The following is a 12,998-nucleotide window of genomic DNA, read 5'->3' on the forward strand; positions in this document are numbered from 1 at the left end:
AGTACTAATAAATCAAAAAGTCTTAAAATTAAAGATACACATGTGCTATCATATTCAAACTTTAATCTCTAAACTTTAATTTTTCCGCCTATGATCTCTAACGAAATAGGAATTGTGAGACTTGCGGCGCCATATTTTTTGTATGCAAAAATCTGACAAGTGCGGTGATTTGAATCAGGAGTTCTTCCTGATGTTTGGGGTCAAGTTCTTTAAATAAAGAAAGAACCTGGAATTCACATTGAGGCAGAGAGTCGGAAGAAGCTTTTCCACCAATATCTAATACTTCATCGGCAGAAATACCATAGAGATTGGCAAGAGTCGCAAAGGTTGATAGATTTGGCTCGGCAACGTTGTTCTCTTAACCAGAAAGCGATTTCCTGTGGATGCCGGTTAATTCCATTACTTGTTTTGTGTATATTTTTTATTCTCACGGGCATATTTCAGAATCTTGCCAATGTCTTTCATGAAAACGGTTTCCTTTCAAATTTACTACTTTCTTATTATAAAGCACAAAGATAAGAAGATGCAATTTTGAAAACTATGGTTTTTTATCGAATTATTTATAAAGAATTTACCTATTAAAATACTGAAAAATAGGGGAAATAACATTAAAAACCCACTATTATAGTGAAAGTGTTAATAAAACATTTAATTGTTTTGAAAAAGAAAAGAAAAAATAAAATGTTTTGAAAAAAGTATGTTAAAAAGACCAGGAAGTCCTAGAAAAAGAGATAATACTGTTGACTTCTTAAAAATTAAGACTTATAATAACCAAGATAGGATACGTATGCAAAAAAGCATATAATTTTTTAAGATGAGAAAGAGAGGAAATTAGAGATGAAAAAGAGAAGAGTACTTCATCAGGCATGTGCGTTCTCTGTCGCAGTAATGCTCGTTGGAGTAAATGCTGTACCGGTTGTTGCGGCTGATAACAATAGTTCTGCTACAACTGTTGCTACAGATGAAAAAGCATTTAACATTACAGTAACTTTCAATTACTGGGATTATGCAGTGGGTGCAGACGGACAACACTTTTTAACTAAAGAGATGACGAGCAGTGATACTATCACGCCACCAACACTTACTGTTGAAGAGGGATATGAGCTCAAGGGATGGACAATTAATGATAAGTTTTTTGATGCTACTGCCCAAATGAGTTATGAGGATATTGTAAGAGCTGCTGGTACTTCAGAGTTTGTAGCTATTCAAGCAGTTATTAAACCAGTAGAGATAAAGAAAACTGCTCATGTTGCTTTCAATGTTGATCCTGAAAAAGGAAAATTTACAGACCCGGCTGGAGCTAAAGTAGTAACTTATGATTTAGATGAAACTGACGGAGACGCGCATCCTATTCCGAAAGTGGAAGCAAAAGAAGGATATGAATTTACTGGATGGCATGTTAGTGGAGCTAATGAAGCAGATTGGTTACCAGAGTCAGAAACATTTTATGTTTCAGGATTAGCATTCTATGAAAAAGACAAGAATGATGGATATGTGACATTCGAGGCGACATTCAAAGAAAAAGAAGCTGCAGTAGAGAAAAAAGATGCTGAATTACGTGTACATTACGTTGATGTAAATTCAGACAATTATATTAAAGATAATATCCAGACCATTAAAAAGAATGGTAAAGTTGGAGAAAGCGCTGAGTTTACTGCAAAAGATCTTACAATTCCAAAAGGATACGAACTTGCAGATGATAAGTGGAGTACTTCTGTAGAATATGGTAAGGATGCAGATGTTAATGTTAATGTAAAAGCTAAAGAAGAACCAGCTGAAGAAAAAACAGTAGAAGTATATTTCAATATTATTGATTCAGAAAAAGGATCATTCCCGGATTATGCACCATCAACAGTTGTTTCTTTCAAAGGTATTGCTGCAGACACAGACCAGCAGTTTGAAATTCCGGCAGTAAAAGCAAATGATGGATACAAGTTTACTGGATGGAAAGTTGAAGGCGCTGAAACACAGAATTGGGATGCAGATGCTAAAACATTTGGTGTGACAGGACTTGCACATTTCCCAGAAGGATCTAATGTTGGTTATGTAACAATTACACCTGAATTTGAAAAAGTTGAAGAAACACCGGCTGTAGCAGTAGCAAATGCAACAGTTGTAATCGATTCAAACGAAGGATCATTCGAAGGATACGAAGGAACAACAGAACTTCATAACGAAAACCTTCAGGATAGCAAATACAACCTTGGATTCCTTCCGACAGTAGTAGCAAATGAAGGATATACATTCAAAGGCTGGAAAGTAACAAACAAAGCCGGCGAAGAAATCTACAACCTTGATGCAAATGCAACATCAATTTCATTCCCATACGGAGTAGCTGATGACTACACAGTAACAGCTGTTCTTGAAAAGAATGAAGAAGAAGTAGCAGTAGCAAATGCAACAGTTGTAATCGATTCAGTAGCAGGATCATTCGAAGGATACGAAGGAGCAACAGAACTTCATAACGAAAACCTTCAGGAAGCAGAATACAACCTTGGATTCCTTCCGACAGTAGTAGCAAATGAAGGATATACATTCAAAGGCTGGAAAGTAACAAACAAAGCCGGCGAAGAAATCTACAACCTTGATGCAAATGCAACATCAATTTCATTCCCATACGGAGTAGCTGATGACTACACAGTAACAGCTGTTCTTGAAAAGAATGAAGAAGAAGTAGCAGTAGCAAATGCAACAGTTGTAATCGATTCAGTAGCAGGATCATTCGAAGGATACGAAGGAGCAACAGAACTTCATAACGAAAACCTTCAGGAAGCAGAATACAACCTTGGATTCCTTCCGACAGTAGTAGCAAATGAAGGATATACATTCAAAGGCTGGAAAGTAACAAACAAAGCTGGCGAAGAAATCTACAACCTTGATGCAAATGCAACATCAATCGCATTCCCATACGGAGTAGCTGATGACTACACAGTAACAGCTGTTCTTGAAAAGAATGAAACTCCAGTTGATCCGGATCAGCCATCAGTTGATCCTTCAAAACCAAGTACTCCAGAAGAAAAACCGGGTACTTCAATTGAAGAGAACAAGAAAGATGACAAAACATCTACAACAGTAGCAAAAGATGACAAAAAGACAAACAAGAAGGAATCTGCTAAGAAAGCAAATGAGCAAAAATCTGATACAGTTCAGACTGGTGATCATAGCAACGTATTCGTATACGTAGCAACACTTCTTATTGCAGGTGCTGCAGCAGTTGTAGCATTCTTCAGAAGAAGAAACGCATAATCTGGTCTTAGCAATAAGCACAGATGATGTGAATTTAATCAGGTGGCTGTGAGTTCTCTCACAGCTACCTGAAGTTTATAAAGGATATTTCTATATGAATAAGCATACGAATCTAACTATCGTAAAAAGACCAAAGAAAACTCATCGTGACCGCGGGACAGAGATAGGTTCTGTTCTTGTCATACTTCTTGCATGTGTGGTGATTGGTGGAGGTATTTATTTTGTACGGCAAAATTTGAATGGGGGAAAGAATACCACACAAAAAGTTGGCGATACAATTACCATCACACCACAGAAGTTAGACAAGACGCAGTTAAAAGCATTAATTGACAACACAGAATCTATTAATACAGAGACCTATACCGATGAATCCGTAAATGAGCTGAAAGCAGCTGTAGAGAAGGGAAATACACTTTTACGTGGGGTTCCCGGACAGGATGCAATCGAAGAAACGTATATGGAAATTGTTAACGCGATCCAGGGGTTGACCAAAAAAGACACGCAGTAATGCGTGTCTTTTTTGGTTCTATATTGAAGTAATGGAAGAACAATTAACCAACTGTTCTATATTTTTTATCTACTACGTTAAGAAGTTCATATCCGTCTTCTGTTACGAGAACGAGGTCCTCGATACGTACACCGTATTTGCCTTCGATGTAGATTCCCGGTTCGATCGAGAAGATCATACCCGGTTCAGCTACGTTCTTGTTGATCGGGCTTACATCACCGTATTCATGGTCTTCCTGGCCGATGAAATGTCCAAGACGAATCTTCCAGTATTCTCCGTATCCTGCTTCGCCGATGAGATCTCTTGCCTGCGCATCGATATCACAGAAACGTACGCCTGGTTTGATGATGGCTTCTGCTTTCTCAACCGCTGTACGAACAAGGTCATGGATTGCGGCCTGTTCTTCGTCTACGCTCTTGCAGTAGAAGGTTCTTGTCATATCTGAGCAATAACCGTTCCAGATGCATCCCATATCGATCAGAACGCATTCTCCGGCTTTCAAAGTTCTTGTCTCGCTTGGTGAGTGATGTTGGTCAGCAGCGTTAGCACCGAAGCATACGATCGTATCAAAGCTGAGTCCTGTTGCGCCTTCTTTGTAGTATTCTGCTTCAATGAAATCAGCAATCTGTTTTTCTGTCATGCCTTCTTTAATGTAGGCAGCAGCTCTTTCCATAACCATGTCATTGATTACAGATGCCTGTCTCATGATCTTGATTTCTTCTTCATTCTTAACAGCACGAACACCGTCTACACAGTCAGATCCCCATATCGTTTTCAGTTCCGGGCAGCGTTCCTGAAGCGGGATCAGGAAACGAGCAGGAAATGCTTTGTCGATACCGATTACGCCCTTGGTATCGATATGTTCTGTCAGAACCCCGATCTGATCATCCATATCACTGAACCATACTTCTTCAAATCCTGTATCAGATACATAATACAGATAGTTCAAAAACATGGTGTGCTTTCCGTTTGTACGAAGCAGCAGAGCGTACAATCTTTCCCCTGGATGTACCATGATGCCCGTTAAAAAGCGGATGCTGAGTGGATCAGATACAAGTAACTGATCGATTCCTTTTTTTTCCATTTTTTGCAATACGCGTTCCATTCTTTCGTTCATTGCTATAATTCTCCTCTCTTAAATACACTACACCAATCATAGCACATTACAGGCAAAATATGAAGAGAAAGCTGCCATCTATTTTTTAAAATATGTCTTACGAACAGTGCAGGATTTTTTTTGCATTTTCCACACGTTCTCTCGAAGGTGGATTGATCCCTTCGAGAGGATAATCAAGTCCCAGCTCTTTCCATTTGTAGGCACCAAGTGTGTGATAAGGCAGGATTTCTACTCTTTCTACATTATCAAGTGTCTGGATAAAATCATTTAACCGGTTTAAGTATTCATCATAGTCGCTGCGCTCCGGTACGAGCACATGGCGGATCCAGACAGGTTTTTTGATATCGGAGAGAAAGCGGATCATATCCAGAATGTTTTTATTTGTTTTTCCGGTCAGCTCTTTGTGAGATTTTTCATCGATATGCTTGATATCAACAAGAAGAAGATCGGTATACTGCATCAGCTCCTGGAATTTGGAGAAAAATGGTTCTTCTCTGGTAAAAGGACCGCCTGCAGTATCAATCGTTGTGTGAATACCTTTTGCCTTTGCTTTTTTGAAAAGATCCAGCAGAAAATCAATCTGAAGGAGAGGTTCTCCGCCGCTTACGGTGATTCCGCCGCCATTTTTCCAGTAAGTGCGGTAACGCAGAGCCTGCGCAAGAAGCTCATCGGCACTGCGCCAGGTGGCGCCGTTTTTATCTGTCATATTCCAGGTGTCAGGGTTATGGCAGAACTGACATCTCAGTGGACATCCCTGAACAAATATAATAAAACGTACCCCAGGCCCGTCAACAGAACCAAAGCTTTCTGTAGAGTGAATAAGTCCTTTGATTTGAGTCATATGAAAATCTCCTTTTTCATTGTGTGATTGGAAAACTGCGGATCAGGCAGAGTCTTTTAAATGCCTTAGTATGCAGGAAAAGCTGCCAGCAGCATCTCTGTATGTGCCGAAAGTCATGCATTTTAAAATGCATGACTTTCAGCATAACGATATGTTTGGCAAAAGAGTGTAAGTTCGGTAATTACATACGATCGTGGCAGGTTCTTGCGATCACATCGAGCTGCTGTTCGCGTGTAAGGTCGATGAACTTAACCGCATATCCTGATACACGGATCGTAAAGTTTGCGTATTCTTCTTTTTCCGGATGTTCCATAGCGTCAAGAAGTTTTTCTGTTCCGAATACGTTGACGTTCAGATGGTGAGCACCCTGAGAGAAGTATCCGTCCATAACATTTACCAGGTTGTTAATGCGCTCCTCCGGAGTATGTCCGATTGCATCCGGGTTGATGGTCTGGGTGTTAGAAATTCCGTCAAGTGCCCATTCGTAAGGCAGCTTGGCAACGGAGTTCAGGGAAGCAAGAAGTCCGTTCTGTTCTGCACCGTAGCTTGGGTTTGCTCCAGGTGAAAGCGGTGCGCCTGCTTTTCTTCCGTCCGGAAGAGCACCGGTAGCTTTTCCATATACAACGTTTGAGGTAATGGTAAGGATAGAAGTTGTCGGTTCGGATTCACGGTAGGTGTGATGCTTTTTCAGTTTCTTCATAAATGTCTGAAGAAGCCATACTGCGATATCATCTGCGCGGTCATCATCATTTCCGTATTTCGGGAAATCACCGGTTGTCTCGAAATCTACAACGAGTCCGTTTTCGTCACGGATTGTTTTCACTTTTGCATATTTGATCGCACTTAAGGAGTCAACTACATGGGAGAATCCTGCGATACCTGTTGCAAATGTACGACGTACATCGGTATCGATCAGTGCCATCTGAGATGCTTCATAGTAGTATTTGTCATGCATGTACTGGATCAGGTTCAGTACGTTTACATACAGTCCAGCGAGCCAGTCCATCATCTTGTCGTATTTAGCCATTACTTCATCATAATCAAGGTATTCAGAAGTGATTGGTGTGTAAGCCGGTCCTACCTGATCTTTTGATTTGCAGTCGACACCACCGTTGATCGCGTAAAGAAGGCATTTTGCAAGGTTTGCTCTTGCTCCGAAGAACTGCATTTCTTTACCTGTCTGTGTTGCAGATACGCAGCAGCAGATAGAATAGTCATCGCCCCATACCGGACGCATTGCATCATCATTTTCGTACTGGATAGAACTTGTTTCAATAGAAATATGTGAAGCGTAGTCCTTGAAGTTCTTCGGAAGACGTTCTGTGTAAAGCACAGTCAGGTTCGGTTCCGGAGAAGGTCCCATGTTTTCCAGGGTGTGCAGGAAACGGTAGTCTGTCTTTGTTACCATAGAACGTCCGTCCTGTCCCATTCCGCCGACTTCCAGTGTAGCCCAAACCGGGTCACCAGAGAAGAGCTGGTTGTAAGATGGGATACGTGCGAACTTAACCATACGGAATTTCATTGTCATATGGTCAACTAATTCCTGAGCTTCTTCTTCGGTAAGGATTCCTGCTTCCATATCTCTCTTGATGTAGATATCAAGGAAGGTAGATATACGTCCGACACTCATGGCAGCTCCGTTCTGAGTCTTGATTGCTGCAAGGTATCCGAAGTACAGCCACTGGAATGCTTCTTTTGCGTTCTTAGCCGGTTCTGAGATATCGAATCCATAGGCAGCAGCCATTTCTTTCATGCCTTTGAGGGCGCGGATCTGTTCTGCAAGCTCTTCTCTTTGCCGGATCACGTTGTCACGCATAGAGCCATATCCGCAGTTTGCAAGGTCATCCTGCTTCATGGTGATCAGAAGATCGATTCCGTAGAGGGCAACACGGCGGTAATCGCCGACGATACGTCCTCTTCCGTAAGTATCCGGAAGACCGGTAAGGATTTTTGCGTGACGTGCTTTTTTCATTTCCGGTGTGTAGGCATCAAATACTGCCTGGTTATGTGTTTTATGATAATCTGTAAAGATTTTATGAAATTTCGGGTTTGGTTCATATCCGTAAGTTTTGCATGCTTCCTCAGCCATTTTGATTCCACCGAACGGCATAAATGCACGTTTTAAAGGTTTGTCAGTCTGAAGACCCACAACCTGTTCTTTATCTTTCAGTTCTTCGCAGATATAACCTGGACCGTAAGCGGTAAGAGAAGATACCACTTCTGTTTCCATATCCAGAACGCCGCCTTTTGCACGTTCTTCTTTCTGGAGTTCCTGAAGCTTGCCCCAGAGCTGGTTTGTTGCTTCGGTCGGGTCTGCAAGGAATGAAGAATCTCCCTCGTAAGGTGTGTAGTTGTTCTGGATAAAATCACGAACATTGATTTCTTCTTTCCAGAGTCTTCCTTCAAATCCCTGCCATTGTTCTTTCTGCATCATTTGGTTATTCCTCCTTCTTGTGGGTGAGCCATAGTACCTATGACCTGGTTATTATACACTGTATTGCTGCGGTTTATGCCCGGAAAGTTCTGGCAAATTCCAGACATATGAAAAGGTTCAGCCAGAAGAACCGATGGATGTTTACGCCTTTTATATAGCCCTGATTTATGATAATCTTATAAAAATGCGTAAAAAAAGCCGGCATCTGAGCTGAATCGCCCAGACGGTCGGCTAAATAATCAAATCCTCATATTTCCCTGTGGTTCATTCCACTTCCGTCAGTCATATGAGCAACTTTAATTTAACAAATTGCTATATAAATGTCAATGACAAAATTGTTTTTTTGAAAAAACATAATAATCGCAAAACTATTTTACAAGTGTTTCCGCATAATCCAGTGCACTTACAATATTTTCATGGAAATTCTCTTTTCCGATCAGTTCATAGAATCCATCTTTTTTCATAACCTTCATCGGCTGTTCATTGACGTGGGAGAAAATCAGATGGATATCCTTTTTCTTTGCACGCTCAGCAAGTTCATGGAGATATTTCATTGCACTGGCATCGATAGCCGGTACACTTCGCATACGGATGACGACTGCTTTGGTACGATGATCGCTGTTGATGCCAAGAAGCTGATCGGCTGCGGCAAAAAACATTGGTCCGCAGATTTCGAATACACTTATGGAATGTGGAATCTCACGTAGTTTTTCTGCTTCCCCCGGGGTAATGTCCGGTGAATCGGTATATTTCCAGGCTTTGATATCAGCTGTTTCTGCCATACGTTTCATGAAAAGCAAGGCGGCGAGGACAACACCGATTTCGATGGCAACAACCAGATCGAAGAATACGGTCAGAAAGAAGGTTGCAACCAGAACGATGATATCACTTTTAGGAGCATTCTTACACAAACGGAAGAAGGAACTCCAGTCGGCCATATTTGCGGCAACCACCAGAAGAACAGCAGCAAGTGTTGTCATTGGGATCAGGGCGGCAAGTGGCATCAGTACCAGAAGAATGATTGTAAGTGTAATACAATGTGCGATTCCGGCAATCGGAGTCCGTCCGCCATTGCGGACATTGGCAGCAGTTCTGGCGATTGCACCGGTCGCAGGAATTCCACCAAAGAAACCGGAGAAAATATTTCCCAGACCCTGTCCGATCAGTTCGGCATTGGATTTGTGGGTATCGCCGATCATTCCATCCGATACAACTGCGGACAGCAGGGATTCAATCGCTGCAAGAACAGCAATGGTAAATGCTGGTGAGATCATCTGCTGTATCAGGTTCATGGTAATAGATGGAACATGGAAAGAAGGAAAAGCAGAATTCAGTTTTCCATACACACTTCCAATGGTGTTGACCGGAAGTTTTGCAAAATAAGCGATTGCAGTGGTAACAACGATGGCAACCAAAGACCCCGGAATTTTATCAGTTACTTTTGTCCAAAGTAGCATGATCGCAACAGCTAAAAGACCGATCAGGGTGGCGGTTAGGTTGATCGTACTGATATTTTTTGCATAGACAATGACCTTGTCCAGAAATTCAGATGGAACGGAAGCAATATCCATACCGAAGAAATCTTTCAGCTGTCCGATAAACAGGGTGACAGCAATACCACAGGTAAATCCGGTTGTGATCGTGTAAGGAATGTATTTGATCAGAGAACCGAAACGGCAGATTCCCATGATGACAAGGATAATGCCGGCGAGGATGGTTGCGACGATCAGACCGTCGGTTCCATAACTGGCAACAATTCCGTAAATAATAACAACGAATGCAGCGGTCGGTCCGCCAATCTGTACACGGCTCCCTCCGAAGAAAGAGATAAAGAAACCGGCAATGATCGCGGTGTAAAGTCCCTGCTCTGGTCCGACACCGGAAGCAATTGCGAGTGCGATTGAGAGGGGAAGAGCAATAATGGCAACGATGATACCAGAAATGATATCCTTGATCAGCTGTTTTTTGGTGTAGCTCTTCATGACGTCGAAAAGTTTTGGTCTTAATTCGTTCATGTGAGATAAAATCCTTTCGATAAAATAAGTATAAAAAGTATTAAAAATATATAAACACAAGACAAAATCTTAACATTTATTAAGATGTGTTTCAATAAAGTTAACAGATGTTTCTATTATAGTACACAAGAAAAATGTTAAAAAAATATCAATCAACTATTGAAAAGTGAAAACAAGGGGATTATAATAGAACTATCAGATTTTTGTGAATATAAAAGGAGGATTTTTATCATGGCAAGAAAAGTTGTTTTAGCAGGAGCATGTCGTACAGCAATCGGTGTAATGGGCGGACAGTTTGCAAATACATCGGCTGTAGAGCTTGGAACGATCGTAATCAAAGAAGCTCTCAAAAGAGCGGGTGTTTCTCCGGATCAGGTTGACGAAGTGTATATGGGAAATGTTATCCAGGCTGGCAACGGACAGAACCCGGCACGTCAGGCAGCTGTATATGCAGGAATCCCGAATGAAGTACCGGCAACAACTATCAACGTACTTTGTGGATCCGGTCTTCACTGTGTAAACCTTGCAGCGAAGCTGATCGCAGCTGGAGATGCAGATATCATCGTTGCAGGTGGTATGGAAAATATGACAATGGCTCCGTACATGTTGAGAAACGGACGTTATGGATATCGTATGGGAAATGCGACAATCGAAGATGCTATGATCAAGGATGGTCTGACCGATGCATTCCATAATTATCATATGGGAATCACAGCAGAAAATATCTGCGAACAGTGGGGACTTACAAGAGAAGAACTGGATGAATTTGCAGCATGGTCTCAGAACAAATGTGAAAAAGCAATGGCAGAAGGTAAATTTAAAGACGAGATTGTTCCGGTCGAAGTGAAGAAGAAAAAAGAAACGATTCTTGTAGATACAGATGAAGGTCCTCGTAAAGGAATCACAAAAGAAGGTCTTGCAAAACTTCGTCCTGCATTTAAGAAAGACGGTATGGTTACAGCAGGTAACGCATCCGGAATCAATGATGGTGCAGCTGCACTTATCGTTATGAGCGAAGAAAAAGCAAAAGAGCTTGGCGTAACACCTATGGCAACATGGATCGGCGGAGAACTCGCAGGATGTGATCCGGCAATCATGGGAATCGGACCGGTTTATTCAACACGTAAGGTTATGAAGAAGCTGGGAATGGAGATCGGAGATTTTGATCTGATCGAAGCAAACGAAGCATTTGCAGCACAGTCTGTAGCTGTTGGAAAAGATCTTGGATTTGATCTTAGTAAGCTGAATGTCAATGGTGGAGCAATTGCTCTCGGACATCCGGTTGGCTGCTCAGGTGCAAGAATCCTTGTAAGCTTGTTGTATGAGATGCAGAAAGAAGATGTACATACAGGACTTGCAACACTTTGTGTTGGTGGCGGAATGGGATGCTCTGCTGTAGTTAAAAGAGATTAGGGATAGAAAAAAAGGGTGGATGCTTTTTAGTGTCTGCCTTTTTTGAATGATTTAGGTTGTGTTGACAAATTGGGCAAAAGATAATGCGTCTATTCTAGTTGTGCAAACCATTCCGATGAACCCCTAAAGCGAAAATCGTGTTCAGCAGAGGCTTCCACGATTTTTGGGTTTCATCTCCATTGCACAAAAGACGAATAGACGCATTATCTTTTGCCCAATTTGTCCCTCGAAGCTATTGACATTATTAAATAAAAGCGTAATAACTAAAAAAGTCTGGCGAGGTGTGCCAGACTTTTTTCTACGATGAGATATATGCGTTTTGCATGTTTTAGGGTTTTGGAAAAAATTAATATACCAGAGGTTTTTCTTCGCCGTTTAATACACGGAGAGCGCCTTGAGCGAGGGCGAGGAGTTCATCTTCACCCGGGTAGACGGTGATCGGGGCGATGAATCCGACTTTTTCCTTGATCTCGGATGTTACATAATCGCTGTATGCGATACCGCCGGTGAGAAGGATCTGGTCTACTTTGCCGTTAAGTACGGCTGCCATGGCGCCGACTTCTTTGGCAACCTGGTAAGTGAATGCGTGGAATACACCGGCTGCTTCTTTGTCACCCTTTTCAAAGGCACGTTCTGCAACGTCGCGCATGTTGTTGGTTCCAAGGTATCCGTTAAGACCGCCTTTCCCGTTGATCTTTTTATATACTTCAGCCTGTGTGTACTGACCGGAGAAACACATTTTTACGAGTGCGCCTGCCGGTACACCGCCGGAACGTTCCGGTGAGAAAGGTCCGTCTCCGTCAAGCGTGTTGTTGACATCGACAACTTTGCCATTTTTATGAGCACCGACAGATACACCGCCGCCCATGTGTACAACTACAAGATTCAGGGAATCATAAGATACATTCTGTTCTTTGGCGTAGCGTTTTGCGACAGCTTTCTGATTCAGTGCATGGAAGATACTGATACGCGGAAGTTCCGGGATTCCGGAATATCTTGCAACAGGTTCCATCTCATCGACAACAACCGGGTCAACAATGTAAGAAGGAACTCCGATCTCATCACCGATTTCGCGGGCAAGGATGCCTCCAAGGTTCGATGCATGCTGTCCTTGCACACCTGCTTTTAAGTCAGCAAGAAGTGCGTCAGATACTGGATAGGTTCCACCTGGGATCGGTTTTAAAAGTCCGCCTCGTCCTACTACAACATTCAGAGATTTGATGTCGAAGCTGTTCTTTGCGAGAATATCTACGATCAGTTCTTTACGGAAATCTTTCTGGTCAACGATGGTTGCATATTTTGCAATCTCTTCGGTGGAATGACGGAGTGTTTCTTCGAATAACAAAGTTTCGTCTTCGTACACACCGATCTTGGTAGAAGTAGATCCCGGGTTGATTACTAAAATTTTATAGCTCATAAAAAGA

8 protein-coding genes and 1 riboswitch are annotated in these 12,998 nt (G+C 42.0%); of the genes, 3 read left to right on the top strand and 5 right to left on the bottom strand.

Annotated features, from left to right (window positions below; genetic code table 11):
- Nucleotides 1-837: 837 nt before the first annotated feature.
- Together NQ556_RS04445 and NQ556_RS04450 are read left to right on the top strand one after the other, a co-directional pair.
- Nucleotides 838-3,246, top strand: coding sequence for an InlB B-repeat-containing protein (locus NQ556_RS04445; protein ID WP_204575859.1), 2,409 nt, complete (start codon nt 838-840; stop codon nt 3,244-3,246).
- Nucleotides 3,247-3,340: 94 nt separating this feature from the next.
- Nucleotides 3,341-3,754 carry an FIVAR domain-containing protein gene (locus tag NQ556_RS04450; RefSeq protein WP_008371948.1) on the top strand — a complete coding sequence of 138 codons (414 nt, stop codon included), beginning with the start codon at nt 3,341-3,343 and terminating at the stop codon, nt 3,752-3,754.
- A 43-nt stretch (nt 3,755-3,797) separates the two neighbouring features.
- On the opposite strand, the gene NQ556_RS04455 is transcribed toward NQ556_RS04450, so the two are convergent.
- From NQ556_RS04455 to NQ556_RS04470, 4 genes are all read right to left on the bottom strand, one after another.
- Nucleotides 3,798-4,871 carry a M24 family metallopeptidase gene (locus NQ556_RS04455; protein ID WP_173699929.1) on the bottom strand — a complete coding sequence of 358 codons (1,074 nt, stop codon included), beginning with the start codon at nt 4,869-4,871 and terminating at the stop codon, nt 3,798-3,800.
- A gap of 97 nt (nt 4,872-4,968) precedes the next feature.
- A complete protein-coding gene (gene pflA, locus NQ556_RS04460) occupies nt 4,969-5,712 on the bottom strand; it encodes a pyruvate formate-lyase-activating protein (RefSeq protein ID WP_008371941.1) in 744 nt (247 codons plus the stop codon).
- A 181-nt stretch (nt 5,713-5,893) separates the two neighbouring features.
- Nucleotides 5,894-8,146: a formate C-acetyltransferase gene (gene pflB, locus NQ556_RS04465; RefSeq protein ID WP_008371938.1), complete on the bottom strand. Its 2,253-nt coding sequence runs from the start codon at nt 8,144-8,146 to the stop codon at nt 5,894-5,896.
- 210 nt (nt 8,147-8,356) lie between these two features.
- A riboswitch (ZMP/ZTP riboswitch) is annotated at nt 8,357-8,442 on the bottom strand.
- A gap of 72 nt (nt 8,443-8,514) precedes the next feature.
- On the bottom strand, nt 8,515-10,161 hold the full coding sequence (locus tag NQ556_RS04470; protein ID WP_204575861.1) for a SulP family inorganic anion transporter: 1,647 nt from the start codon (nt 10,159-10,161) through the stop codon (nt 8,515-8,517).
- 231 nt (nt 10,162-10,392) lie between these two features.
- Between NQ556_RS04470 and NQ556_RS04475 the strand changes: the two genes are divergently transcribed.
- Nucleotides 10,393-11,574, top strand: coding sequence for an acetyl-CoA C-acetyltransferase (locus tag NQ556_RS04475; protein WP_022220828.1), 1,182 nt, complete (start codon nt 10,393-10,395; stop codon nt 11,572-11,574).
- 346 nt (nt 11,575-11,920) lie between these two features.
- Here NQ556_RS04475 and buk read toward each other — a convergent pair whose 3' ends face one another.
- Complete coding sequence (buk, locus tag NQ556_RS04480) at nt 11,921-12,991, bottom strand: butyrate kinase (protein WP_173685220.1); 1,071 nt, start codon at nt 12,989-12,991, stop codon at nt 11,921-11,923.
- Nucleotides 12,992-12,998 lie beyond the last annotated feature (7 nt).

It is taken from the genome of Coprococcus comes ATCC 27758, assembly GCF_025149785.1.
Classification (GTDB): Bacteria; Bacillota; Clostridia; order Lachnospirales; family Lachnospiraceae; genus Allocoprococcus; species Allocoprococcus comes.